Source organism: Pseudomonas sp. P5_152, from assembly GCF_033989915.1.
GTDB lineage: Bacteria > Pseudomonadota > Gammaproteobacteria > Pseudomonadales > Pseudomonadaceae > Aquipseudomonas.
This window is the reverse complement of record NZ_JASFAH010000002.1, coordinates 1627306-1651892: the sequence shown is the minus strand read 5'-3', so window position 1 is coordinate 1651892 and position 24587 is coordinate 1627306. Positions and strand designations below refer to the sequence as shown.

23 protein-coding genes are annotated in these 24587 nt (G+C 61.1%); 12 read left to right on the top strand and 11 right to left on the bottom strand.

Annotation, left to right across the window (positions count from 1 at the left end; all coding sequences use genetic code 11):
• Positions 1 to 7: 7 nt before the first annotated feature.
• Together QMK50_RS07340 and QMK50_RS07335 are read left to right on the top strand one after the other, a co-directional pair.
• A complete protein-coding gene (locus QMK50_RS07340) occupies positions 8 to 967 on the top strand; it encodes a MucB/RseB C-terminal domain-containing protein (protein WP_095169757.1) in 960 nt (319 codons plus the stop codon).
• A gap of 249 nt (positions 968 to 1216) precedes the next feature.
• Complete coding sequence (locus tag QMK50_RS07335; RefSeq protein ID WP_320332859.1) at positions 1217 to 2647, top strand: DegQ family serine endoprotease; 1431 nt, start codon at positions 1217 to 1219, stop codon at positions 2645 to 2647.
• Between the two features lie 263 nt (positions 2648 to 2910).
• Here the strand turns inward: QMK50_RS07335 and QMK50_RS07330 are convergent, their stop codons facing one another.
• The gene (locus QMK50_RS07330; protein ID WP_095169755.1) at positions 2911 to 5805 is read right to left on the bottom strand and encodes a ribonucleoside-diphosphate reductase subunit alpha; all 2895 of its coding nucleotides are present in this window, start codon (positions 5803 to 5805) and stop codon (positions 2911 to 2913) included.
• A gap of 731 nt (positions 5806 to 6536) precedes the next feature.
• Between QMK50_RS07330 and QMK50_RS07325 the strand changes: the two genes are divergently transcribed.
• The gene (locus QMK50_RS07325) at positions 6537 to 7262 is read left to right on the top strand and encodes a response regulator (RefSeq protein WP_320332858.1); all 726 of its coding nucleotides are present in this window, start codon (positions 6537 to 6539) and stop codon (positions 7260 to 7262) included.
• Positions 7259 to 8875 carry an ATP-binding protein gene (locus QMK50_RS07320; protein WP_320332857.1) on the top strand — a complete coding sequence of 539 codons (1617 nt, stop codon included), beginning with the start codon at positions 7259 to 7261 and terminating at the stop codon, positions 8873 to 8875. The genes QMK50_RS07325 and QMK50_RS07320 overlap by 4 nt, the downstream gene beginning before the upstream one ends.
• Positions 8876 to 8884: 9 nt before the next feature.
• On the opposite strand, the gene QMK50_RS07315 is transcribed toward QMK50_RS07320, so the two are convergent.
• Complete coding sequence (locus tag QMK50_RS07315; protein WP_320332856.1) at positions 8885 to 9610, bottom strand: 4'-phosphopantetheinyl transferase family protein; 726 nt, start codon at positions 9608 to 9610, stop codon at positions 8885 to 8887.
• A 155-nt stretch (positions 9611 to 9765) separates the two neighbouring features.
• Here QMK50_RS07315 and QMK50_RS07310 point away from each other — a divergent pair, with 155 nt between their 5' ends.
• The 3 genes from QMK50_RS07310 (at position 9766) to QMK50_RS07300 (ending at position 12501) form a co-directional block, all read left to right on the top strand.
• Positions 9766 to 10365, top strand: a complete 600-nt coding sequence (locus QMK50_RS07310; RefSeq protein WP_159997510.1) for a hypothetical protein — start codon at positions 9766 to 9768, stop codon at positions 10363 to 10365.
• A 115-nt stretch (positions 10366 to 10480) separates the two neighbouring features.
• Complete coding sequence (locus tag QMK50_RS07305) at positions 10481 to 11158, top strand: response regulator (protein WP_095169750.1); 678 nt, start codon at positions 10481 to 10483, stop codon at positions 11156 to 11158.
• Positions 11155 to 12501 carry an ATP-binding protein gene (locus tag QMK50_RS07300; RefSeq protein WP_159997508.1) on the top strand — a complete coding sequence of 449 codons (1347 nt, stop codon included), beginning with the start codon at positions 11155 to 11157 and terminating at the stop codon, positions 12499 to 12501. The genes QMK50_RS07305 and QMK50_RS07300 overlap by 4 nt, the downstream gene beginning before the upstream one ends.
• Before the next feature lie 9 nt (positions 12502 to 12510).
• Here the strand turns inward: QMK50_RS07300 and QMK50_RS07295 are convergent, their stop codons facing one another.
• A complete protein-coding gene (locus QMK50_RS07295) occupies positions 12511 to 13509 on the bottom strand; it encodes an AraC family transcriptional regulator (protein ID WP_159997506.1) in 999 nt (332 codons plus the stop codon).
• A 336-nt stretch (positions 13510 to 13845) separates the two neighbouring features.
• Here QMK50_RS07295 and QMK50_RS07290 point away from each other — a divergent pair, with 336 nt between their 5' ends.
• Positions 13846 to 15180 (top strand): dicarboxylate/amino acid:cation symporter, encoded by a 1335-nt coding sequence (locus QMK50_RS07290; RefSeq protein WP_095169846.1) that lies wholly within the window; start codon positions 13846 to 13848, stop codon positions 15178 to 15180.
• 176 nt (positions 15181 to 15356) lie between these two features.
• Positions 15357 to 16538 carry a CaiB/BaiF CoA-transferase family protein gene (locus QMK50_RS07285; RefSeq protein WP_320332855.1) on the top strand — a complete coding sequence of 394 codons (1182 nt, stop codon included), beginning with the start codon at positions 15357 to 15359 and terminating at the stop codon, positions 16536 to 16538.
• Positions 16539 to 16601: 63 nt separating this feature from the next.
• Here QMK50_RS07285 and QMK50_RS07280 read toward each other — a convergent pair whose 3' ends face one another.
• A complete protein-coding gene (locus tag QMK50_RS07280; RefSeq protein WP_095169746.1) occupies positions 16602 to 17096 on the bottom strand; it encodes a SprT family zinc-dependent metalloprotease in 495 nt (164 codons plus the stop codon).
• Between the two features lie 182 nt (positions 17097 to 17278).
• On the bottom strand, positions 17279 to 17881 hold the full coding sequence (locus QMK50_RS07275; RefSeq protein WP_159997502.1) for a Yip1 family protein: 603 nt from the start codon (positions 17879 to 17881) through the stop codon (positions 17279 to 17281).
• A gap of 299 nt (positions 17882 to 18180) precedes the next feature.
• Here QMK50_RS07275 and ttcA point away from each other — a divergent pair, with 299 nt between their 5' ends.
• Both ttcA and QMK50_RS07265 read left to right on the top strand, forming a co-directional pair.
• Positions 18181 to 19005, top strand: coding sequence for a tRNA 2-thiocytidine(32) synthetase TtcA (gene ttcA, locus QMK50_RS07270; RefSeq protein WP_095169744.1), 825 nt, complete (start codon positions 18181 to 18183; stop codon positions 19003 to 19005).
• A gap of 67 nt (positions 19006 to 19072) precedes the next feature.
• On the top strand, positions 19073 to 19744 hold the full coding sequence (locus QMK50_RS07265; protein ID WP_095169743.1) for a DNA-3-methyladenine glycosylase I: 672 nt from the start codon (positions 19073 to 19075) through the stop codon (positions 19742 to 19744).
• Between the two features lie 834 nt (positions 19745 to 20578).
• On the opposite strand, the gene QMK50_RS07260 is transcribed toward QMK50_RS07265, so the two are convergent.
• Genes QMK50_RS07260 through arsC form a run of 3 tightly spaced genes read right to left on the bottom strand, consistent with a single transcriptional unit; the run spans position 20579 to position 21970 of the window.
• Positions 20579 to 21004, bottom strand: a complete 426-nt coding sequence (locus tag QMK50_RS07260) for a DUF2069 domain-containing protein (RefSeq protein WP_095170362.1) — start codon at positions 21002 to 21004, stop codon at positions 20579 to 20581.
• The gene (gene wrbA / locus QMK50_RS07255; protein WP_320332854.1) at positions 20997 to 21620 is read right to left on the bottom strand and encodes an NAD(P)H:quinone oxidoreductase; all 624 of its coding nucleotides are present in this window, start codon (positions 21618 to 21620) and stop codon (positions 20997 to 20999) included. Before wrbA ends, QMK50_RS07260 begins: the two co-directional genes overlap by 8 nt.
• Positions 21617 to 21970 carry an arsenate reductase (glutaredoxin) gene (gene arsC, locus QMK50_RS07250; RefSeq protein WP_159997496.1) on the bottom strand — a complete coding sequence of 118 codons (354 nt, stop codon included), beginning with the start codon at positions 21968 to 21970 and terminating at the stop codon, positions 21617 to 21619. The genes wrbA and arsC overlap by 4 nt, the downstream gene beginning before the upstream one ends.
• Positions 21971 to 22086: 116 nt before the next feature.
• Here arsC and QMK50_RS07245 point away from each other — a divergent pair, with 116 nt between their 5' ends.
• Positions 22087 to 22554: a TlpA disulfide reductase family protein gene (locus QMK50_RS07245; RefSeq protein ID WP_320332853.1), complete on the top strand. Its 468-nt coding sequence runs from the start codon at positions 22087 to 22089 to the stop codon at positions 22552 to 22554.
• Positions 22555 to 22612: 58 nt separating this feature from the next.
• Here QMK50_RS07245 and QMK50_RS07240 read toward each other — a convergent pair whose 3' ends face one another.
• The 3 genes from QMK50_RS07240 to QMK50_RS07230 form a co-directional block, all read right to left on the bottom strand.
• Positions 22613 to 23017: an META domain-containing protein gene (locus QMK50_RS07240; RefSeq protein WP_095170358.1), complete on the bottom strand. Its 405-nt coding sequence runs from the start codon at positions 23015 to 23017 to the stop codon at positions 22613 to 22615.
• A complete protein-coding gene (locus QMK50_RS07235) occupies positions 23017 to 23451 on the bottom strand; it encodes a hypothetical protein (RefSeq protein WP_320332852.1) in 435 nt (144 codons plus the stop codon). The genes QMK50_RS07240 and QMK50_RS07235 overlap by 1 nt, the downstream gene beginning before the upstream one ends.
• 81 nt (positions 23452 to 23532) lie before the next feature.
• Positions 23533 to 24522 (bottom strand): 2-hydroxyacid dehydrogenase, encoded by a 990-nt coding sequence (locus QMK50_RS07230; protein ID WP_159997490.1) that lies wholly within the window; start codon positions 24520 to 24522, stop codon positions 23533 to 23535.
• Between the last annotated feature and the right edge of the window lie 65 nt (positions 24523 to 24587).

Genomic DNA, 24587 nt, shown 5'->3' with positions numbered 1-24587 from the left:
GAGGATCATGCGCGCCATACCTCTACTTACGCTTTTGCTCAGTGGCTGGTTCGTTGTTCCAGCCCATGCCGATGAGGCTCAAGACTGGTTGAACCGTCTGAGCCAGGCCGAGCAGCAGCAGAGCTTTCAAGGCACTTTCATTTACGAGCGTAACGGTAGTTTTTCTACCCACAACATCTGGCATCGTGTCCAGGATGGCAAAGTCCGCGAGCGTTTACTGCAGCTCGACGGCTCGGCCCAGGAAGTCGTACGCATTGATGGACGTACTCAATGCGTGAGCGGCAGCCTGGTGGCAGGGCTGGAGGACACCCCCGACGCGTCCGCTCGAGCACTTGACCCACAAAAGCTGAAGAATTGGTACGACCTTGCCGTCATCGGCAAGTCGCGCGTGGCCGGGCGCGCGGCGGTGATTGTTTCGCTGACGCCCCGTGACCAGCATCGTTACGGTTTTGAATTGCACCTGGATCGGGAAACCGGTCTGCCGCTCAAATCCTTGCTACTCAATGAAAAAGGCCAGTTGCTGGAGCGCTTCCAGTTTACCCGCCTGGACACCGCCGACGTGCCGGGCGACCAGGACCTGCAGGCCAGTGACGAGTGCAAGACCGTGGCGCTGGACAGTAACAAGGCCACGGCCGCGAAGACCGCCCAGGCCTGGCACTCCGATTGGTTACCGCCGGGCTTCGAGTTGACCAGCAGCAGCGCCCACAAGGATCCGCAGACCAAGGCTCAGGTTAGTAGCCTGATGTATGACGACGGCCTGGCGCGTTTCTCGGTGTTCCTCGAGCCGCTCAATGGCGAAGTAGTCACTGATACTCGAACCCAGCTTGGGCCCACCGTTGCCGTTTCACGGCGCTTGACCACCCCCGATGGTGAGATGATGGTGACCGTGGTGGGGGAAATTCCGATCGGTACCGCTGAACGGATCGCGCTGTCCATGCGCACCGCTCCATCGACGTCCAAGCAGTAAGTCGACCCAGTGCCGCTCATCGAACGACGGGTTGGTTGTGGAAAAGGTCAGTCATGGCTGGTTCCACAATCGAGATGTCGAAATGTTTGGTGAGCATTTCAGTTTGCAAAACTTCTTAAAATTTTCTATAGGTCAGAGCCCCTCGGCTCTGGCCTTGTATAGTTGTTCCCGGAACAAAAGTACCGATGGCGGTTGCCTGGTGTTTCTTGTTCCCTATCGCTTAACCATGCTCGTCGTAACGGGAGCCGTATGTCGATACCACGTTTAAAATCCTACCTGACTATTTTTGCCACCGTCTTGGTGCTGGGTCAGACCGTTGCTGCCCAGGCAGCCGAACTGCCGGACTTCACCCAACTGGTCGAGCAAGCCTCGCCAGCCGTGGTGAACATCAGTACCACGCAAAAATTGCCCGACCGCAAAGTGTCTAACCAGCAGATGCCTGACCTGGAAGGCTTGCCACCGATGCTGCGCGAGTTCTTCGAGCGCGGTATGCCGCCACAGCAGCGTTCCCCTGGCGGTGGCCGCCAGCGTGAAGCGCAATCCCTGGGGTCGGGCTTCATCATTTCCTCGGACGGCTACATCCTGACCAATAACCATGTGATCGCCGATGCCGACGAAATTCTCGTGCGCCTGGCTGATCGCAGTGAACTCAAGGCCAAGTTGATCGGCACCGACCCGCGTTCCGACGTGGCGCTGCTGAAAATCGAAGGCAAGGACCTGCCGGTGCTGAAACTGGGTAAATCCCAGGACCTCAAGGCCGGGCAATGGGTAGTCGCCATCGGTTCGCCGTTCGGCTTTGACCATACTGTGACCCAAGGCATCGTCAGCGCGATCGGCCGTAGCCTGCCGAACGAGAACTACGTACCGTTCATCCAGACCGACGTGCCGATCAACCCGGGCAACTCCGGTGGCCCGCTGTTCAACCTGGCGGGCGAAGTGGTGGGGATCAACTCCCAGATCTACACCCGTTCCGGTGGTTTCATGGGCGTCTCGTTCGCTATTCCAATCGATGTGGCAATGGATGTCTCCAACCAGCTCAAAAGCGGTGGCAAAGTCAGCCGTGGCTGGTTGGGTGTGGTGATCCAGGAAGTGAACAAGGATCTTGCCGAGTCCTTCGGCCTGGACAAGCCGGCCGGCGCGCTGGTGGCCCAGATCCAGGACGACGGTCCGGCAGCCAAGGGTGGTTTGCAGGTGGGTGACGTGATCTTGAGCATGAACGATCAGCCGATCGTCATGTCGGCAGACCTGCCGCACCTGGTGGGCGCACTCAAGGCCGGCGCCAAGGCAAACCTTGAAGTGATTCGCGACGGCAAGCGCAAAAACGTCGAGTTGACGGTTGGCGCGATTCCGGAAGAAGGCAAGGAGCTCGATGCACTGGCCAAAAACGGTGTCGAGCGCAGCAGTAATCGTCTGGGCGTGGCCGTGATTGAGCTCAGCGACGAGCAGAAGAAGGCGTTCGACCTCAAGGGCGGCGTGGTGATCAAGGAGGTCCAGGACGGTCCTGCTTCATTGATCGGCCTGCAGCCAGGCGATGTGATCACGCATCTGAACAATCAGGCGATCGTATCGGCCAAGGAGTTCACGGAGATCGCCAAGGCACTGCCGAAGAATCGTTCGGTGTCGATGCGGGTCCTGCGCCAGGGGCGCGCGAGCTTCATTACCTTCAAGCTGGCTGAATAACCCGGTTACTCGCTAAAAAAAACCGCCTCGATTGAGGCGGTTTTTTTTGGTCGGGAGAATGTACCTCCAACCAGCAACGAGTCGACCATTGCCCGCGATGCACTCAGCAACAATACGATATTCGCTGGCAGTCAGCGTCCGCAGGGGCTGTTCGCGGGCAAGCCTTGCTCCTACGGATGGGCAGGCAAAAGAAAACCCCCGGCAAGTCCGGAGGACCTGGCGGGGGTTTTGGGTAAGCGCCGGGTGGCGCCTACGGGCTCAGCTTATTGGCAAGCTTCGCAATCCGGCTCGTCGATGGCGCAAGCCTTCGGCACTGGTGCAGGACCTGCTGGAGCTGCCAGGACCGAGTCGTCACCGTGGTTGCCGCCGCTGGAAACAGCGTTCAGCTTGCCGGTGTTGATGGTCGACTTCTCGGTGCTGGTCGCGGCCAGGGCACGGAGGTAGTAAGTGGTTTTCAGACCACGGTACCAGGCCATGCGGTAGGTCACGTCGAGCTTCTTGCCCGATGCGCCAGCGATGTACAGGTTCAGCGATTGGGCCTGGTCGATCCACTTCTGACGACGGCTGGCCGCGTCAACGATCCACTTGGTGTCCACTTCGAAGGCTGTCGCGTAGAGCTCTTTGAGTTCTTGCGGGATGCGCTCGATCTGTTGCACCGAACCGTCGTAGTACTTCAGGTCGTTGATCATGACCGAGTCCCACAGGCCACGAGCCTTGAGGTCGCGAACCAGGTACGGGTTGATCACGGTGAATTCGCCCGACAGGTTCGATTTCACATAGAGGTTCTGGTAGGTCGGTTCGATCGACTGCGATACGCCAGTGATGTTGGCGATGGTCGCGGTCGGTGCGATGGCCATGATGTTGGAGTTACGAATGCCTTTCTGTACACGGGCACGTACCGGTGCCCAGTCCAGGGATTCGTTCAGGTCAACGTCGATGTACTTCTGGCCACGGGCTTCGATCAGGATCTGTTGCGAGTCCAGTGGCAGGATGCCTTTGGACCACAGCGAACCCTGGAACGTCTCGTAGGCGCCACGCTCGTCGGCCAGGTCGCAGGAGGCCTGGATCGCGTAGTAGCTGACCGCTTCCATGGACTTGTCGGCGAACTCGACCGCAGCATCAGAACCGTAAGGAATGTGCTGCAGGTACAACGCATCCTGGAAGCCCATGATGCCGAGGCCAACCGGACGGTGCTTGAAGTTGGAGTTCTGCGCCTGTGGCACCGAGTAGTAGTTGATGTCGATAACGTTATCGAGCATGCGTACGGCGGTGTTCACGGTGCGTTCCAGCTTGGCGGTGTCCAGCTTGCCGTTGACGATGTGGTTCGGCAGGTTGATCGAGCCCAGGTTGCAAACGGCGATCTCGTCCTTGTTGGTGTTCAAGGTGATCTCGGTGCACAGGTTCGAGCTATGGACCACGCCTACGTGCTGCTGCGGGCTACGCAGGTTGCACGGGTCTTTGAAGGTCAGCCATGGGTGGCCGGTTTCAAACAGCATGGAGAGCATTTTGCGCCACAGGTCTTTGGCCTGGATGGTCTTGAACAGCTTGATCTTGCCCGGGTACTGGGACAGGGCTTCGTAGTACTCGTAGCGCTCTTCGAAGGCCTTGCCGGTCAGGTCGTGCAGGTCTGGCACTTCGGACGGCGAGAACAGGGTCCACGGGCCGTCATCGAAGACGCGCTTCATGAACAGGTCAGGGATCCAGTTGGCGGTGTTCATGTCGTGGGTACGACGACGGTCATCACCGGTGTTCTTGCGCAGCTCGATGAACTCTTCGATGTCCATGTGCCAGGTTTCCAGGTAGGCGCACACAGCGCCTTTGCGCTTGCCACCCTGGTTGACGGCTACGGCGGTGTCGTTCACTACCTTGAGGAACGGAACCACGCCTTGGGACTTGCCGTTGGTGCCCTTGATGTACGAACCCAGGGCACGTACCGGAGTCCAGTCGTTGCCCAGGCCGCCGGCGAATTTCGACAGCATGGCGTTGTCGTGGATCGCGTGGTAGATGCCCGACAGGTCATCCGGCACGGTGGTCAGGTAGCAGCTCGAGAGCTGTGGACGCAGGGTGCCGGCGTTGAACAGGGTCGGGGTCGACGACATGTAGTCGAAGGACGACAGCAGGTTGTAGAACTCGATCGCACGGTCTTCTTTGTGCTTCTCTTCGATCGCCAGGCCCATGGCCACGCGCATGAAGAAGATCTGCGGCAGTTCGAAACGCACGCCATCCTTGTGGATGAAGTAACGGTCGTACAGGGTTTGCAGGCCCAGGTAGGTGAACTGCTGGTCGCGCTCGTGATTGATCGCCTTGCCGAGTTTTTCCAGGTCGAAGGTAGCCAGGATCGGGTTCAGCAATTCGAATTCGATACCCTTGGCGATGTAGGCCGGCAGTGCCTTGGCGTACAGGTCGACCATTTCGTGGTGGGTCGCGCTTTCGGCGACGCCGAGGAAGCCCAGGCCTTCGGCACGCAGGGTGTCCATCAGCAGGCGGGCGGTGACGAACGAGTAGTTCGGCTCACGCTCGACCAGGGTCCGCGCGGTCATCACCAGGGCGGTGTTGACGTCGGTCAGGGCTACGCCGTCGTACAGGTTTTTCAGGGTTTCGCGCTGGATCAGGTCGCCGTCGACCTCTTCCAGGCCTTCGCAGGCCTCGGTCACGATGGTGTTCAGGCGGCCCATGTCCAGTGGCGCGAAAGTGCCATCGGCGCGGGTGATACGGATCGAAGGGTGCGCCTGCACCGCGTCTTCGGCCGGGGCGCGGACTGCGCGCTCCTTGGAGCGGGCGTCACGGTAGATCACGTAGTCGCGAGCCACTTTCTGCTCGCCAGCACGCATCAGGGCCAGTTCGACCTGGTCCTGGATTTCTTCGATATGGATGGTGCCGCCCGATGGCATGCGACGCTTGAAGGTCGCGGTGACCTGCTCGGTCAGGCGCGCAACGGTGTCGTGGATTCGCGACGAGGCGGCAGCGGTGCCGCCTTCAACTGCGAGAAACGCTTTGGTGATGGCGACGGTGATCTTGTCATCGGTGTAAGGAACGACAGTGCCGTTACGCTTGATCACGCGCAGTTGGCCTGGCGCAGTGGCGGACAGATCGGAATTCGAATCTGCGCCCTGCGGCAAGGTGCCCTGCGGGTTCTCGCGAGTTGTGTCGGTTTGCATGGGTGTCTCCACATTCTCTATGTTTGTTTGGGCACCATGAAGGTGCCCACCGTTCCGTCCTGAAGCACTACAACCGGCAAGCGCCGGGCATAACAACTTCGGGACAGTAGGAAGGGGCCGTCGGGCGCCGCTTCCATGCCGAAGCCTTTGGTTTCAAGCCAGGGGCTGGAAACCGAATTCCGTTGGGGTGACAGTAAACGACTGCAACACCCGTACCGTTTTTGCCGTTTTGGGCGGAAAAACAGTTGCCATCCGCGGGAGCGGTTTGGGCTTCTGAAAAAGAGTTTGGTTCAACCAAAAACATGCAAGAAAAGCACTTGAGTTTCTTGTCTGATTTGTGTTTGGTTTTTGCCTCAAAACCCTATATGTAGGGTTTTTCTGAGCGCGAGCTACAAGATAATGCGTTTTGGGGGGTGATTGCAACGTACTACCTGTGGATAAAGCTGTGCGTAAAATGTGTATGAAACAGCCAATCGTCGTGTAGGCCGCGACCCTGCTGGGGTCGACCGTTTGTCACTGTTTATTACCCAGAAAAATAGCCTGGGGGGATTTTTGCGGGCGCGAACCCTATCACAAAAAATCCCGGTTACCGAGCGCATTTGCCAGCTTGTGTTCTCAAGGGTGGGCGTTGCTACAATCGGGCGCTGTGTAAGCAGTCTTATCCACTTCAAAGATGACAAAAAGATGAGTGGAGCCTTCCTTAATAGTGTTCTGGCAAGCAGAGGTCACCCGTGAAGCAAGAAGCCTGGCAGGTATTGATTGTCGAGGACGACCAGCGCCTGGCTGAGTTGACTCGTGAGTACCTGGAAAGCAATGGATTGCAGGTAACCATCGAAGGCAACGGCGCATTGGCGGCGGCGCGGATCATTGCCGAGCAGCCGGACCTGGTGATCCTTGACCTGATGCTGCCCGGCGAAGACGGGTTGACCATCTGCCGCAAGGTTCGCGACCACTACGATGGGCCGATCCTGATGCTCACGGCGCGCACCGACGACATGGATCAGATCCAGGGCCTGGACATGGGCGCCGATGACTACGTGTGCAAGCCGGTGCGTCCGCGGCTGCTGCTGGCGCGCATCCAGGCCTTGCTGCGGCGCAGCGAGGCGCCCGAACCGGCCGCGCCGCAAAAGCTGCGGCGCCTGCAGTTCGGCCCGCTGGTGGTCGACAACGCCCTGCGCGAAGCCTGGCTGCATGACCAGGGCATCGAATTGACCAGTGCCGAATTCGACCTGCTCTGGCTGCTGGTGGCCAATGCCGGGCGAATTTTGTCCCGCGAGGAAATTTTCACCGCGTTGCGCGGCATCGGCTATGACGGCCAGGATCGCTCCATCGATGTGCGCATTTCACGCATCCGCCCGAAAATCGGCGATGACCCGGACCACCCGCGCCTGATCAAGACCATCCGCAGCAAGGGCTACCTGTTCGTTCCCGAAGCCTGCGTAGACCAGCCACTGTGAACTCGATCTTCCTGCGCATCTACGGCGGCATGTGTGCGGCGCTGATTCTGGTGGCCGCCCTCGGGGTCCTGGCCTTGCACCTGCTCAACGAAGTGCGCAGCGAGCAATACCGCGAGCGCCTGGCCCACGGTACGTTTTCCCTGATGGCCGACAACCTGCAGCCGATGAACCTCACCGAGCGCCGTCGTGCGCTGCTGGTGTGGGAGCGCTTGCTGGGTATTCCCCTCAACCTGCAGACCTTCAGCCAGACCGGCCTCGATCTGGGCGAACGCACCCGGGTATTGCGTGGCCAGGCGCTGGTGGAACAGACGGGGCCTCATGCGGCAAAGGTCTACCGGCTGGTCAGCGAGCAGGAGCAGTTGGTGCTGACGGGGGAAGTGCAGCAGATCAGCGAGCAACTGGCACGGGCGACTATTTATCTGTTGGCTGATGAACTGGTGCGCTACCCGGTGGCCGAACAACCGAAGCGCCTGGAGGCCTTGAAAAAAGACAAGGGGTTTGGCTTCGAGCTGCAACTGGTCACGGTGGACCAGGCGGACATGGACGAAGACCAGAGCCGCCGGGTGTCCGAGGGCGACACCGTGATGGCGCTGGGCAAGGAGGGCGATTCGATCCGGGTGTTTGCCGGGATGGTGGGCACGCCATGGGTGCTGGAAATCGGCCCCCTGTACCAGATGAATCCGTATCCGCCGCAGTGGCTGGTGTTGATTGCGGCCCTGGGGCTGAGCTTGATCGGCCTGATCGTCTACCTGCTGGTACGTCAACTGGAGCGGCGCCTCAGTGGCCTGGAGTCGGCCGCCACGCGCATCGCCAAGGGCAGCCTGGAAACCCGCGTGCCGACCCGGGGCGCGGACTCGGTAGGGCGGCTGGCGGCAGCGTTCAACGGCATGGCCGAGCACTTGCAGCAATTGCTGGCGATCCAGCGCGAACTGGTGCGTGCGGTGTCCCATGAGTTGCGTACGCCGGTGGCGCGCTTGCGGTTTGGCCTGGAGATGATCAGCATGGCGTCCACCGCGCAAGCGCGGGACAAGTACCTCGAAGGCATGGACCACGACATCCAGGACCTCGATGGCCTGGTGGACGAGATGCTCACCTATGCACGGCTGGAGCAGGGTTCGCCGGCGCTGGTTTTTCAGCGGGTCGACCTCGATGCCCTGGTCAATCAGGTGATCAGCGAACTGGCACCACTACGCGCCGAGGTCCGGGTGCAGCGCGGGTTGTGCCTGTCGGCAGCCGACTGCGACGGCGCCTGGGTCGAGGCCGAGCCGCGTTACCTGCACCGGGCGTTGCAGAACCTGGTGGGCAATGCCATGCGCCATGCCCAGGGGCAGGTCTCGATCAGCTATCAGGTCGGGCAGCAGCGCTGCCGGGTGGATGTCGAGGACGACGGCCCGGGAGTGCCGGAAAGTGCCTGGGAAAAAATCTTCACACCCTTTCTGCGCCTGGACGACAGCCGCACCCGAGCCTCGGGGGGCCACGGTCTGGGGTTGTCCATCGTGCGTCGGATCGTGCACTGGCATGGCGGGCGCGCGTTGATCAGCCAGAGCAAGAACCTGGGCGGGGCGTGTTTCAGCCTGAGCTGGCCGCGCAACCAGGAAAAGCCCGAGCGCTGACCTGTCTAATCAGGCCCGGATACTCACCAGGCTCAACAATTGCCCCGCTTTTACCGCGAACTGCGCATCCAGCTCGGTGCCATTGCGCCATTCACCGGACAAGTCCGTCAGCAGGCGCAGGCGCACCTGCCCGCGGTCGGTCCATTCCAGCACTTCGGCATGCTCGAAGTAGAAGCGTTTCTGGACGATGGGGTACAGGGCCTTGAACAGGCTTTCCTTGACCGAGAACGTCAGGGTCACCCACAAGGCCAGTTGTTCGCGCCGGCCGGCCGTCATCCGCTTGAGCTCCGCCGGGGTGAGAATCTCACCGGCCAGACGTTCGGCGCGCTCGGTGGTGAGCAGGTTTTCCAGGTCCATGCCCAGGCCGCGCCAGTCGGTGTTTTGCGCAACGATGGCGGCGGCGTGCCCAGTGCTGTGGGTAATCGAGCCGCAGATGCCGGGCGGCCAGACCGGCGCCCGGTCTTCGCCAATTGCCGGACTGCAGTCCAGGCCCTGCAATTTTTGCAGTGCAGCACGTGCACACAGTCGCCCCGCAAGAAACTCGGCCTGACGCTTGGCCACCGAGCGCTGGATGCTCGGTGGCGGCTCGATCTGGCTGCGACGGAAATCGTCGAGCGCCAGTAATGAGGGATCGAAGCGTGTGCTGAGCAGGACTGTGCCAGGCAGCGAATCAGGCAACGGCCATTGGTCGTCGAGCGGCGTGCAGCAGGCGGGCAGGGAGGGGAGCGGATTCATCGCGGCATTTTGCCGATTAGTCGCGTGGCTGGGTAGTGCTGAGGAGTGTCGAGCTCGTTCAGCCAGGGTTCAGCGTGTGTTCAGGGGGAGTTCAGTGGGGGGTAGTTAACCTGAGCGCATCACCTAAAAACACATTGCGAACGAGGAAGCTCAACATGACCCACTTCAAAAAGCTCATTCTGGCCATGACTGTCCTGGGCGCCAGCGCCGTGGTTCACGCCGCTGACGACAACTTCGCCAGCCTGACCCTGGGGCAGACCAGCGACAAGGTGAAAAAATCCAGCCTGTTGAACAGCAACCTCGATCACCCGAATGCCAATGGCGTGATTGGCAAGGACACCACCTGGGGTCTGCGTCTCGGTCAGCAGAACAATGACCGTCGTTACTACGCCACCTACGACAACGTTTCCGGCAGCCACAACGGCATCAAGCTGCGCCAGGAAAACCTCCTCGGCAGTTACGACCTGTTCCTGCCCGTGACCAGCAGCACCAAGCTGTTCGGTGGCGCTAGCGCCGGCCTGACCAAACTCACCCAGGATTCGCCGGGCTACAGCCGCGACAGCGACATTGGTTATGCCCTGGGCGTGCAAGGCGGTGTCCTGCAACAGGTTTCCAAGAACGCCTCGGTGGAATTGGGGTACCGTTACCTGCGCAGCAATGCCAGCACTGAAATGAGTACCCAAGGCACCAAGCAGGGCTCGTTGAGCCTGGACAGCAGCGCCCAGACCTATCTGTCCGCCAACTACGCTTTCTAATCAGCGGGCAAGCAGGACCTGCGCCGGATCCGCCCTAGAGGTGATCCGGCGCAGGCATGTCGGTAAGCTGGGTGCATGGCACCCGTGGAGTGGTTGATTTGCCTGGGAGAGCGTTATGAAATTACTGGTCGTCGAAGACGAGGCGCTATTGCGCCATCATCTGCATACCCGCCTGACTGAAAATGGCCATGTGGTCGAGTCCGTGGCCAACGCCGAAGAGGCGTTGTACCAGTCCGGTCAATACAACCATGACCTGGCAGTGATCGACCTCGGCCTGCCGGGCATGGGGGGGCTGGACCTGATTCGCCAGTTGCGATCGCAAGGCAAGACCTTCCCGATCCTGATCCTCACCGCACGCGGCAACTGGCAGGACAAGGTCGAAGGCCTGGCCGCTGGTGCCGATGATTACGTGGTCAAGCCATTCCAGTTCGAAGAGCTGGATGCGCGTCTGAATGCCTTGCTGCGCCGCTCCAGCGGTTTTACCCAGTCGACGATAATCGCCGGCCCGCTGTTGCTTGACCTCAACCGCAAGCAGGCCAGCCTAGACGAGCAACCGTTGGCCCTGACAGCCTATGAATACCGGATCCTCGAGTACCTGATGCGCCATCATCAGCAAGTGGTCGCCAAGGACCGCCTGATGGAGCAGCTCTACCCGGATGACGACGAGCGCGATCCGAACGTGATTGAAGTGCTGGTCGGGCGTTTGCGGCGCAAGCTTGAAGCGCCGGCCGGGTTCAAGCCGATCGAGACCGTGCGAGGCCTGGGCTACCTGTTCAACGAGCGCTGCCAGTGATTCGTTCCCTTCGCCTGCGCCTGATGCTGGCGGCCACCACCTTGGCGGTGCTGTTCATGCTGGCGCTGTTGCCGGCCATGCAGGGCGCCTTCAGCCTGGCGCTGGAAGACTCGATCGAACAGCGCCTGGCCTCGGACGTCACCACGCTGATTTCTGCGGCACGGATCGAGAACAAACAGTTGATGATGCCTTCGCAGTTGCCGGACGAGCGCTTCAATCTCGCCGACAGTCGCCTGCTGGGCTACATCTACGATCGCGAAGGGCAACTGGTCTGGCGCTCGCGGGCGACCCAGGACGAACACATCAATTACAAGCCGCGTTATGACGGGCGCGGCAATGAGTTTGCGCGTATTCGTGAGGCCGACGGCCAGGAGTTCTTCGTCTATGACGTCGAAGTCAAGCTGCTGGGCGGCAAAAGTGCGGCATTCAGTATCGTTGCGCTGCAGCCGGTGCGCGAGTACCAGCAGACACTCGAAGGCCTGCGGGAAAATCTCTACCTGGGTTTTGGCGCAGCCTTGCTGGTGTTGCTGGCGCTGCTGTGGATCGGCCTGACCTGGGGCCTGCGCGCGTTGCGGCGCTTGAGCCAGGAGCTCGACCAGATTGAAAGCGGTGACCTGGAAAGCCTCAGTGAAGAACACCCGCGCGAACTGTTGCGCCTGACCGGCTCGCTGAACCGCTTGCTGCGCAGCGAGCGCGAACAACGCAGCCGCTACCGCGACTCGCTGGACGATCTGGCCCACAGTCTGAAAACCCCCCTGGCAGTCCTGCAAGGCGTCAGCGAGGACATGGCCCAGCGTCCCGAAGAGCGCGAGCAGGCGTGGGTCCTGCAAACGCAGATCGAGCGCATGAGCCAGCAGATCAGCTACCAGTTGCAGCGTGCCAGCCTGCGCAAAAGCGGGCTGGTGCGGCACCAGGTGCAGTTACAGCCAGTACTCAAGAGCCTGTGCGACACCCTGGACAAGGTCTATCGCGACAAACGGGTGCGTACCAGCTTCGACTTGCCGCAGTCCTGCTATGTGCCGATCGAGCAGGGTGCCTTGCTGGAAATGCTCGGCAACCTGTTGGAAAACGCCTACCGCCTATGCCTCGGCGAAGTGCGGATCAGCCTGCGTCAGACCCGTGCCAGCATCGAAGTCTGCGTTGAAGACGACGGGCCGGGTGTACCAGAGGATCAACGGGCGCGGATCCTCCAGCGTGGCGAACGCCTGGACCGCCAGCATCCGGGGCAGGGCATTGGCCTGGCTGTGGTCAAGGACATCATCGAAAGCTACGGCGCCCAACTAACCCTTGGCGATTCGACCCTGGGTGGGGCGGCCTTCCGGATTCATTTCCCGCTGGCGTGAAGCCGCGCTTCAACTGTCCTGGGCGCGATAGGCGCCCGGGGTCAGGCCGGTCCATTTCTTGAACGCCCGGTGAAACGCCGAGGGTTCGGAAAAGCCCAATTGCCAGGCGATCTGTTGCAACGACAGGTCGGCGCGACGCAGATGATAGATCGCGATGTCGCGGCGCAACTGATCCTTCAATTCCTGAAAACTCGAACCCTCTTCGCGCAAGTGCCGACGCAGGGTTTGCGGGCTGATGTGCAGGTGCGCCGCCACGGCTTCCAGGTCGGGCCAGCGACTGCTGTCGCGGCTGAGCAGGCGGCGCAACTGACTGCTCAGGCTGTCGCCGTCATCCGGGCGTGACAGCAGGTCGGCCGGTGAGCGTTCCAGAAAGTGCTTGAGGGTTCGTTCGTCCTGCAACAGCGGCATGCCCAGGTAGCGACTGTGAAACAGCAGGCTGGTGCGCTGGGCGCCGAACTCGAGTGGGCAAGGGAACAGCAGGTCGTATTCGGCGCCATGTCCGGGTTTCGGGTAACTGAAACTGGCCTGCTCGAGGGCGATGCGCTGGCCGATCAACCAACTGCCAAGGCGATGCCAGATCACCAGCAGGCTTTCGCTGAGAAAGTGATCGGGGTCGCGCAGCTGCGAATCATCCAGGCTCAAGCGCACCCATTGCTCTTCCCGGGTCAGGGTCAGGCCTGGCGAGTCGGCAAACAGGCTGTAAAACAACAGGCCGCGCCCCAAGGCTTTCTCCAGCGTGCTGCAGTGAATCAGGGCGTGGCACATCATGGCGAAAGTCCCGCGCTTGCTGGGACTGCGGGCCAAGCCCAGGTACTCGTCATCCAGCGCCAGCCACAGGCCTTGCAACAGGGCGCTGAACTGCTCAGGCGCGATCCGGGCGCGGGGCTCGTCGAGCAATTCGGCGCTGATCCCGAGCTGGTGCAACAGCTCTGCATAGTCATAGCCCATCCGCCGGGCGCCACCGGTGGCGGCGCGGGCGAAATGACTGGCGATGGTGCGTTCGCGCATGGGGAGTGGGGTCCGGCCATTGAGTGGCGGATCTTAGCCAGCCCTCCCGGATGGAACAAGGCGGATTTCCGCCAAATTGCAGGGCTCGATTCGGGCATTGGGCGGGAATCCGCCAAGTGGCTCCTGCGCGCCGCACCATGGAAAGTGCTGCAGCCCTTGTGGCAAGCGGCTTGTGAGGGATTTGGCAAAGGTGGCACGAGCTCTGCAATAAGGCCAAGAGGTCTGCCAGCGCGCAGCTCGCCACAACAAATCCCTCCAGTGCAGGAGGGTTCGCACTTTAGGCGTCGTTTGCATCAGATGGATGATGACAACGCGGTGCTCTTGAGGAACTTTGCAATGACGACTCGTCAGCCACTGTACAAATCCCTGTATTTCCAGGTAATCGTTGCCATCGTTATCGGCATCTTGCTCGGTCACTTCTATCCGCAGACCGGGGTGGCGCTCAAGCCACTGGGTGACGGGTTCATCAAACTGATCAAGATGGTCATTGCACCCATCATCTTCTGCACCGTAGTCAGCGGTATCGCGGGCATGCAGAACATGAAGTCGGTGGGCAAAACCGGCGGCTACGCGCTGCTCTACTTCGAAATCGTTTCCACCATCGCCCTGCTGATCGGCCTGGTCGTGGTCAACGTGGTGCAACCGGGCGCCGGCATGCACATCGATGTGACCACCCTCGACGCCTCCAAAGTCGCGGCCTATGTCACGGCCGGCAAGGACCAGAGCATCGTCGGCTTCATTCTCAACGTGATCCCGAACACCATTGTCGGCGCCTTCGCCAACGGTGACATCCTGCAGGTCCTGATGTTCTCGGTGATCTTCGGTTTCGCCCTGCACCGCCTGGGTGCCTACGGCAAGCCGGTGCTGGACTTCATCGATCGTTTTGCCCACGTGATGTTCAACATCATCAACATGATCATGAAACTGGCGCCAATCGGTGCGCTGGGTGCCATGGCCTTCACCATCGGTGCCTACGGCGTCGGTTCGCTGGTGCAACTGGGCCAGTTGATGATCTGCTTCTACATCACCTGCGTGCTGTTCGTGGTGCTGGTACTGGGTGCGATCTGCCGTGCTCACGGCTTCAGCGTACTGAAACTGATCCGCTACATCCGTGAAGAGCTGTTGATCGTACTGGGTACTTCCTCGTCCGAATCGGCGCTGCCACGCATGCTGATCAAAATGGAACGCCTGGGCGCACAGAAATCGGTGGTAGGCCTGGTGATTCCAACGGGCTACTCGTTCAACCTGGACGGTACTTCGATCTACCTGACCATGGCGGCCGTGTTCATCGCCCAGGCGACTGACACCCACATGGACATCACTCACCAGATCACCTTGCTGCTGGTGCTGTTGTTGTCTTCCAAAGGTGCTGCAGGCGTGACCGGTAGCGGCTTCATCGTCTTGGCTGCAACCCTCTCGGCTGTAGGCCACCTGCCGGTCGCCGGCTTGGCGCTGATCCTCGGTATCGACCGCTTCATGTCCGAAGCGCGGGCGCTGACCAACCTGGTGGGTAACGCTGTTGCGACCCTGGTGGTGGCCAAGTGGGTCAAGGAGCTGGACGAAGACAAGCTGCAAGTCGAGCTGGCGTCCGGTGGTCGTGGTATCTCCGATGATCGTGAAATGGATGACCTGGGTGTGGCCGAAGGCCCGGCCCCGACTTCCTTGAAGTAACTCACGCACGTCAATGAAAAACCCGCTACGGCGGGTTTTTTGTTGCCTGCGGTGCGGGAGCCAAACCTGCTCGCGGCAGCGCCCTGAGCGCAAAGGTCACCCGTCCTGACGGTTAAGGTGATTGCCGTCAGGCGGACGGCTGCCTAGTCTGCAGGTATCGCTCAAGGAGATGGCTTATGCAGGGTCCACTGGCATCACTCAAGGTTCTGGATTTCTCGACACTGTTGCCGGGGCCCTTCGCCTCGCTGTTGCTGGCGGACATGGGGGCCGAGGTGCTGCGCATCGAATCGCCAACCCGCATGGACCTGCTGCGGGTGCTACCGCCCCATGACCAGGGCATCTCGGCCAGCCACGCCTACCTCAACCGCAACAAGCGCAGCCTGGCGTTGGACCTCAAGCAACCCGCGGCGCTGGAGGTGGTCAAGCAACTGCTGCAGGACCACGACATCTTGCTGGAGCAATTTCGCCCCGGGGTAATGGAACGGCTGGGGCTGGGGTATGAGGCGCTGAGGGCGATCAACCCGCGACTGATCTACGTGTCGATCACCGGCTACGGCCAGACCGGCCCCTACAAGGACCGCGCCGGGCACGACCTCAACTACCTGGCGCTGGCTGGCCTGGCCAGCTACACCGGGCGTGCCGACAGCGGGCCGTTACCGCTGGGGTTCCAGGCGGCGGACATCGCCGGTGGTTCGCTGCACGGGGTGATCGGCCTGTTGGCCGCGGTGATTGCCCGTCAGCAGAGCGGGCAGGGCCAGCACCTGGATGTGAGCATGACTGACTGCGCATTCAGCCTGAACGCGATGGCCGGGGCGGGGTACCTGGCGTGTGGCGTGGAGCCGGGGTGCGAGGAGCAGATGCTCAACGGTGGCAGTTTCTACGACTACTACCGCAGCCGGGATGGACGCTGGATGTCGGTGGGCAGTCTGGAGCCCAACTTCATGCAGCAATTGTGCACCGCCCTCGGTCGTCCCGAGTTGGCGGCCCAGGGGCTGTCGCCCAAACCAGAGCAGCAACAGGCTTTGAAGCAAGCCTTGCAGATCGAATTCGAAAAGCGCGACTTCAGCGACCTGTGTGCGCTGTTTGCCGACGTCGATGCCTGTGTCGAGCCGGTACTCAGCGTGGCCGAAGCGGTGGCCCATCCCCAGCTCAAGGCACGGGAGCTGGTGACCCAGGTACCACGCGGCGATGGCAGCAGCCAGGCACAAATGGCTTGCCCGTTGAAGTTCTCCGAGGGTTTGCCGCAACCACGCAATATCGGTGCGACGCTGGGGGCGCACACCAACCAGGTGTTGCACGAGTTGGGTTACAGCGAGCAACGGATCGACGATTTGCGGCGGACCAAGGTCATTCTCTAGAGGTGACGCAGGTTCGCAGCGAGCCTGCTCGCGATAGGGCCAGGGAAGGCTCTGCCTATCCCACTATTCGACCCGCGACTCCCCGGTAAACACCAATGTCTGCCGACAACGCCGACACAGGTAACGCCGGCCCTGGCGTACCAGACTATGGCGCTGGGCCGAAAACGGGAAGTCGCTGTTGGCGCACGGGCAGCGGTAGATGTAGCGGGTCACGCTGCGGCGTTTAATAGCGTAGGTATGGCAACGATCGGGCGGTAGTTCATAGACGCCGCGCATGATCAGTTGCCATTCCTCACCGTGGGGTGCAATGCGCTCGCCAAACAACTGGTGTGCGATCAGGTGCGCGACTTCGTGGGCCACGGTCTGCTTGAGGAAATCTTCACTGTTCTCGCGGTACAACTGCGGATTGAAGCGCAGCAGGTTTTCGTGCAGGTGTGCCACGCCGGCCTTCTGCCCGCGCAACTTGAGGCTGACCACCGGGCGCTTGAAAGGGCGTTTGAAAAAGGATTCGGCTTGTTGGAAACAGTCTTCGACGCGGGTATTGAGTTGCTCGGGCATGCTTAACGGATCTCCAGAGGCCACAAGTATGCTGCAAACCCAGGCCATTGCGAATCGCCTGGCTGCCGAATGGTCGTGGTCCCAGCAAAAGGCCGCCTTGCGGCGGCCGGTATTGGCAGATCCTCGTTTGTTTCATGGGCGGCGTCCCTTGCTCGCTCCAGCGGCTTGCGTTGAATGCTGGTTTAGTTGGTATAGACCGGGCCGACGCCCAGGCCCCAGACAATGACGGTGAAGGCCATGATCGCCACCAACACCACCAGCCCTACGGCAAGCACTGAACTTGAGAAGAGAAACCCTTCGTCCGTTGGAATGTTCATGAAGGTCGGCAAGCCGACATACAACAGGTAGACCGTGTAGCAGATAGCCGCGGTGCCGACGATCATGCCCAGCCACATATGTGGATACAGCGCGGCCAGGCCGCCGATGAACAACGGCGTGGCGGTGTATGTGGCAAAGGCGACACAGCGCGCCAGGCTCGGTGTAGCGTCATAGGTGCGGGCCATCCAGTGAATGAACGCGCCCATGACCGCGACCCCGCCCAGCATCGCCAGGTACGACATGATGGTCATCCAGAGCGCGCTTTCCATGGTCAGCATGACGGGCGCCCGACTGCCGATGACCCAGCCCACCTGGGTCGTGCCGATAAACGCGGAAATTGCCGGAATCGCCGCCAGGATCAGCGTGTGGGTGAGGTACATGTGGCTGATGCTTTCCTCTTGGTCGCCACGGATTTCTTTCCATTCTTGATCTGGGTGGGTGAAAAGCCCCACGACGTGATGGATCATAGTCAGTCACTCCTACGTGATTGCTGTCGCCCCCCAACGGAGCGCCTACGGGCCAGTGGCCAAGTCGGTAAAGGTCTTCAGGTATGCGACCTTATGTCGCAGTATAGAAAGGACTGGAACACGCAGGAGCAGGGGCTTTAGAGCAAATCGCGCTGTAAACCCCGGGCTTAATCGCTGTGCTGCATGACAGCAGCCCTGCTGGTTAGTCGATAACCGTAGAAGACGCAGGGCACTTCGCCCGCCCCGGGTTTTTGCGTAAAATGCCGGCCTTTCGTCACACCTCGCGGATTTCAAGCGCCATGGGCACTCTTACGGTCAACCAGAACAAACTGCAGAAACGTCTACGCCGCCAGGCCGGGGAGGCCGTTGCCGACTTCAACATGATCGAGGATGGCGACAAGGTCATGGTCTGCCTGTCCGGAGGCAAGGACAGCTACACCATGCTCGACGTGCTGCTGCACCTGCAGAAGGTGGCGCCGATCAAGTTCGAGATCGTCGCGGTGAACATGGACCAGAAGCAGCCGGGTTTCCCTGAGCATGTGTTGCCCGCCTACCTCAAGGAACTGGGGGTGGAGTACCACATCGTCGAAAAGGACACCTATTCGGTGGTCAAGGAGCTGATCCCGGAGGGCAAGACCACGTGCTCGCTGTGCTCGCGCCTGCGTCGCGGTACGCTCTATACCTTTGCCGACGAAATCGGTGCGACCAAGATGGCCCTGGGTCACCATCGCGATGACATCGTCGAGACTTTTTTCCTCAATATGTTCTTCAACGGTTCGCTCAAGGCCATGCCGCCGAAACTGCGCGCCGATGACGGGCGCAACGTGGTGATTCGCCCGCTGGCCTACTGCAACGAGAAGGACATCCAGGCCTACTCCGACTTCAAGCAGTTCCCGATCATTCCGTGCAACCTCTGTGGCTCCCAGGAAAACCTGCAGCGCCAGGTGGTCAAGGACATGCTTCAGGACTGGGAGCGCAAGACCCCGGGCCGCAGCGATAGCATCTTCCGCAGCCTGCAGAATGTGATCCCGTCGCAACTGGCGGACCGTAACCTGTTTGACTTCACCAGCCTGAAAATCGACGAAAGCGCGGCATCGCGTTTCGTCAATGTGGTCAATCTCTGACCGGATCACTGGTTGGGCATGACGGCGCTCGCGGGCGCCGTTTTTATTTGTTTGCAAAGGAGAGGGCATGCGCGATTACAAGTGGCTGCACGAATACTGTCTGAACCGCTTTGGTTCGGCAGCCGAACTGGAAGCCCATCTGCCAGTCCCCAAGACCCCGGCACAATTGCGCAAGATCAGTGATGATCGCTACCTGTCGACCATGGCCCTACGGGTCTTCCGCGCAGGCCTCAAGCACAGCCTGGTGGACGCCAAGTGGCCGGCATTCGAGGAGGTGTTCTTCAAGTTCGATCCGCAAAAAGTGGTGTTGATGGGCGCCGAACACCTGGAGCGCCTGATGCAGGACGCGCGGATCATCCGCCACCTGGGCAAGCTCAAGAGTGTGCCGCGCAACGCCCAGTTCATCCTCGATGTAGCCAAGGACAAAGGCAGCTTCGGCGAGTTGATCGCCCAATGGCCGGTGACCGACATCGTCGGCCTGTGGAAATACCTGGCCAAGCACGGGCATCAGATGGGCGGCTTGTCGGCGCCACGGTTTTTGCGCATGGTTGGCAAGGACACCTTTGTGCCCAGCTATGACGTGGTCGCGGCGTTGAATGCCCAGCAGATCATCGACAAGGTGCCCACCAGCCTGCGTGACCTGGCGACTGTGCAGGACGCCTTCAACCAGTGGCACGCTGAAAGTGGCCGGCCGATGTGCCAGATCTCGATGATGCTGGCCTTTACCGTCAATCATTGAGCCAGTCGCTCCAATCGCGGGCAAGCAGAGCGCCACCCGGCAGCTCCCACATGAAGTTCGCTCACCTGGGGGCCGGCCAGGATGTTGGATTAGACCGCGTACATATCCATTTCTTCGGTAACGGCCACCTATGGTTCCGCTTTTACAGCGGCTCACTTTTGGAGGAGCCCAAAAGTAAGCAAAAGGCTCTTGCCCACCACTCGGCACCTCGCTTAAGCTCGGTGTGCCCTCACTCCGGCTTGAATCCGTGGGCCGCCGCCACGCGCCATCCATGGCGCGGGGCGGCTAACCCGGCGTCCTGCCGGGTTACCCACGGATTCAAGCCTGCGTTCGGCCAGCGTGGTTAACGGGGCGCCCCAGGATCAAAAGCCAAAGCCAAAGCCAGATCAAAAGATTGCTGACTTCGTCAGCGTCTTAGGAAGTAGAAGCTACACCGCGCATGCTCCAACGATCAGGTCGGCTCTAAGGCCGCCTCGCTTTGTTTTTGATCCTGGGCGCCCGTTAACCACGCTGGCCGGAGTCCGATATTGATTTGGGGGGTAAACCGGCAGGACGCCGGTTTAGCCGCACTGGGCCAGGGAGGGCCCATTGCGGCGGCCCCCAAATCAATGTCGGAGTACGGGCATGCCGAGCCTAAGCGAGGCACCGAGTGGTGGGGCAAGAGCGTTTTGCTTACTTTTGCGCTCTCAAAAGTGAGCCGCTGTCAGAGCGGAACCATAAGTGGCCGTTTCCGAAGAAATGGATATGTACTCGGTCTAATCCAACACCCCAGAGGCCCACAGGTGCAACGTCGCACCACAGTTATGTAGATACCTATGCCGCGATGAGGCCCTGTCAGGCGGCGCAGGTTTCGCCTTCTCCCGCCAACTTGCGGTTGAGCTGGAAGCGCCAGCGCACATACAGCAAAGCCGAGCAGAACAGCGCCAGGCTGGCGCCCATTTCCAGCAGGCCGAACACCTGGCGATTGGGGTCGAACGCGGCAATCGCGCCCTTGATGAAGTACAGGTTCACCACAAAGCACATCCATGAGTGTCCGCGCGCACTGCCGCTGATCATCCCCGGCGCCAGCAACAGCAAGGGCACCAGCTCGATCAGCAGGATCACCCAGGGTCGTGCGCCGTGCAGGTCGGCAAACACCAGGTAGTAGGCGCAGAGCAGGCCGACCAGGGCGAAGAAGCACAGCAGGCTGGCGGTGCGGCTGATCCGCACGCGTGGCTCCAGCCACTCGATGGCCGGCAGGATCTTGGGCTTTTTAGCCACGGTGGTTCTCCATTGGCTGGGCGCTGGCAAGTTGCTGTGCAGTTTTCGCCAGGCGCAGGCCCAGGGCCCGGCACAGCGCCACTTCATGTTCGTTCAAGCCGCTCTTGCCGTCGGCCCCGGCGTGATGGCTGGCGCCATAGGGCGTGCCGCCGCCACGGGTTTCCAGCAGGGCCGACTCGCTGTAGGGCAGGCCGGTGATCAGCATGCCGTGATGCAGCAAGGGCAGCATCATCGACAACAGGGTGGTTTCCTGGCCGCCATGCAGGCTGGCAGTCGAGGTGAACACCCCGGCTGGCTTGCCCACCAGGGCGCCGGTCAGCCACAGGTTACTGGTACCGTCAAGAAAGTACTTGAGCGGTGCCGCCATGTTGCCGAAGCGAGTCGGGCTGCCGAGGGCCAGGCCCGAGCAGTGTTTCAGGTCGTCGAGGCTGGCGTACAGCGGGCCTTCGTCAGGGATATCCGGCGACACGGCTTCGCATTCGCTGGAAATCGCCGGCACGGTGCGCAGACGCGCTTCCATGCCGGACTGTTCGACGCCGCGGGCGATCTGCCGGGCCATTTCATTGGTCGAGCCATTGCGGCTGTAGTACAGGACCAGGATGTACGGCGCGCTCACGGCAGGATCTCCAGTACTTTTTCTGGCGGCCGGCCGATCACGGCCTGGTCGCCGACTTCGAGGATCGGGCGTTCCATCAGCTTGGGGTGGGCGGCGATGGCGGCGATCAGTTGTGCTTCGCTGAGGTTCCCATCGGCCAGGTTCAGGCTCTTGTATTCGTCTTCACCGGTGCGCAGCAATTGCCGGGCGCTGATGCCCAGTTTGCCCAGCAGGCCGTGCAACTGCTCGGCATTGAGCGGGGTTTCCAGGTAGCGCACCACGGTCGGCGTCAGGCCGCGGGCCTCCAGCAGTTCCAGCGCACCGCGGGATTTCGAGCAGCGCGGGTTGTGATAAAGCGTCAGATCGGTCATGAGCGGGTCGCATCTTGCGTAAGGTGGCGGCTATTCTACCTGTGCGGCGAGCAGTCCAGAACCTTCAGGGGCAATGGGTCGCAGCGCAATTTATTTATCGAGTAAGGATCAGCCCCATGACAAGGCGATTGAGCGCGGCATTGGCACTTTTCACCACCCTGCTGCTGGCAGGCTGTGGTTACGACTACGGCACCGATCAGTTGGGCCAGAAGGTGGCCTCGGAGCGCCTGGACGGTAAATGGTTGGTGCTCAACTACTGGGCTGAGTGGTGTGGCCCCTGCCGGACCGAGATCCCTGAGCTCAACGCCCTGGCCGAACAGCTCAAGAGTCAGAAGATCAATGTCTTCGGGGTCAACTTCGACAACGTGCAGGGCGAGGAACTCAAGAGCGCCAGCAACAAACTGGGCATCGACTTTACCGTCCTGGCCCAGGATCCGGCCGAACGTTTTGAGTTGCCGCGCAGCGAAGCGCTGCCGGTGACCTACATCATCGACGACAAGGGCAAGGTGCGTGAGCAGATGATGGGTGAGCAGACGGCGGCGGGGGTGATCGCCAAGTTGCAAGCGTTGCAAGCGAAGAACTGAAGCGGCGCTTGGTGTCACTTGATCGTTCCCACGGGGCGTGGGAACGATCATCGGCCGATCAGCCTTCTTCCGGCCACCAGCGCAGGGGTTTGCCGGTGGCGGGCCAGAAGCGTACTTGCTCGATGGGCGAGATGTCCCAGCGTTGCACGGTTTCCAGCGCCTGCAGGAAGCGTCTTTCCTGCTCCATCAAGGCCGGTGCACACAGCTTGCGGGTGCTGCCTACTTTGCCGAAGCTCAGTTGGTTGCCGTCCAGGGTGTAGGGAGCGAACCAATGGTTGCAGCCACCGTTGCCGTAGGCCCGGCCGTCTTCACCCAGGGTGATGGTCAGGTGGCTGCTGTCGATCAGCGGACGCTCACCAATCCATTCCAGGATGTAGCTGCGCTCCTGTTGCAGTTTCATCGGCTCGGCCGCGCACCCCAACAAGCCCACAGCCGCCATCCCGGCCAGCACTAGGTGTTTCATCACGCGGGCTCCTGGCATTTCGGGCACAGGTGCTTCTCGCCAGCGGTGGTCCAGCCCAGTTCGGCGATCCGCGCGGTGGCGGCCGGCTTTTCGGCCTTGATACCGTGTGAGGTGTCGACCGCGAACTCGAACTTGAGCTCCTTGGCGCAGTTGTCGCAGTTGACCTGCCAGCTGTGGATCGCCAACTCCCCGAACACCGGACCGCTGGCCATGGCAACCCACTGGCCCATCGGCTTGAGCAGGTGACGCACATTCTCGACGGTCAGGCGCATGGACAAGTCCTTGCTGCCCTTGAGGGTGACCAGCAACACGTCGTCGGCGCGAATCGAGCCACCGTTGCCGGTGACTTGATAACGCCCCGGCGCGAGGGTGCGGCATTCGATCAGGGTGTGTTGCGGGTTCATCAGGCTATAGCGGAAATCGTGTTCGACCATGGGTCCTCCAAATATGGCCGATATGCTAGCACGCGAAACCCTCGCCCATGGCCCGTGGATGTGACCTTCGATCAGCCAATCTCAGCCTTCGACGCGGTTTTGCGGGGTACCTGCGGCCCACTCGGTAATGTTCTGCAACGTAGTCGCGGCAATGGCCGCCAGGGCCTCGCGGGTGAGGAACGCCTGGTGGGCGGTGATGATCACATTGGGAAAGGTCAGCAATCGCGCCAGGACATCGTCCTGCAAGGGCAAGTCGGAGCGGTCCTCGAAGAACAGTTGGGCTTCTTCTTCATACACATCCAGCCCCAGGTAGCCCAACTGTCCGCTTTTCAGGGCTTCGATCAGCGCCGGGGTGTCCACCAGGGCGCCGCGTCCGGTGTTGATCAACATGGCCCCGGGTTGCAGGTGCGCCAGTGACTGGCTGTTGATCAGGTGCTTGCTGTCGGCGGTCAGCGGGCAGTGCAGGCTGATGATTTGCGCCTCGGCGAGCAATTCAGCCAGGGGCAGGTAGCGTGCGCCGAGAGCTTGCACTTCAGGGTTGGGGTAGGGGTCATAGGCCAGCAACTGGCAGCCGAAGCCAGCCATGATTTTGGCGAACGTAGCGCCAATCTGCCCGGTGCCGACGACTCCCACTGTCTTGCCGTACAGGTCAAAGCCGGTCAACCCGTGCAGGGTGAAGTCGCCTTCGCGAGTGCGGTTGTAGGCGCGGTGCAGGCGCCGGTTGAGCGCCAGGATCAGCGCCACCGCATGTTCGGCCACCGCATGGGGCGAGTAGGCTGGCACGCGGACCACGCTGAGGCCCAGGCGCTTGGCGGCCGCCAGGTCGACGTGGTTGTAGCCGGCCGAGCGCAGGGCGATCAAGCGGGTGCCGCCAGCCGCCAGGTGCTCCAGCACCGGCGCGCTGAGGTCGTCATTGATAAAGGCGCAGACCACCTCGAACCGCTCGGCCAGGGCCACGGTGTCCAGGCTCAGGCGTGCCGCCTGGAAGTGCAGCTCGATACTGGCGTTGGCCGGTGCGGCGAGAAAGCTGTCGCGGTCGTAGGTCTGGCTGCTGAAGAGAATGGTGCGCATGCGGTCCTCCTGGAATCGACGGGCAAAAGGTTGAGTTTAATCCCTCGAGCGCCCGGCGCCATTGC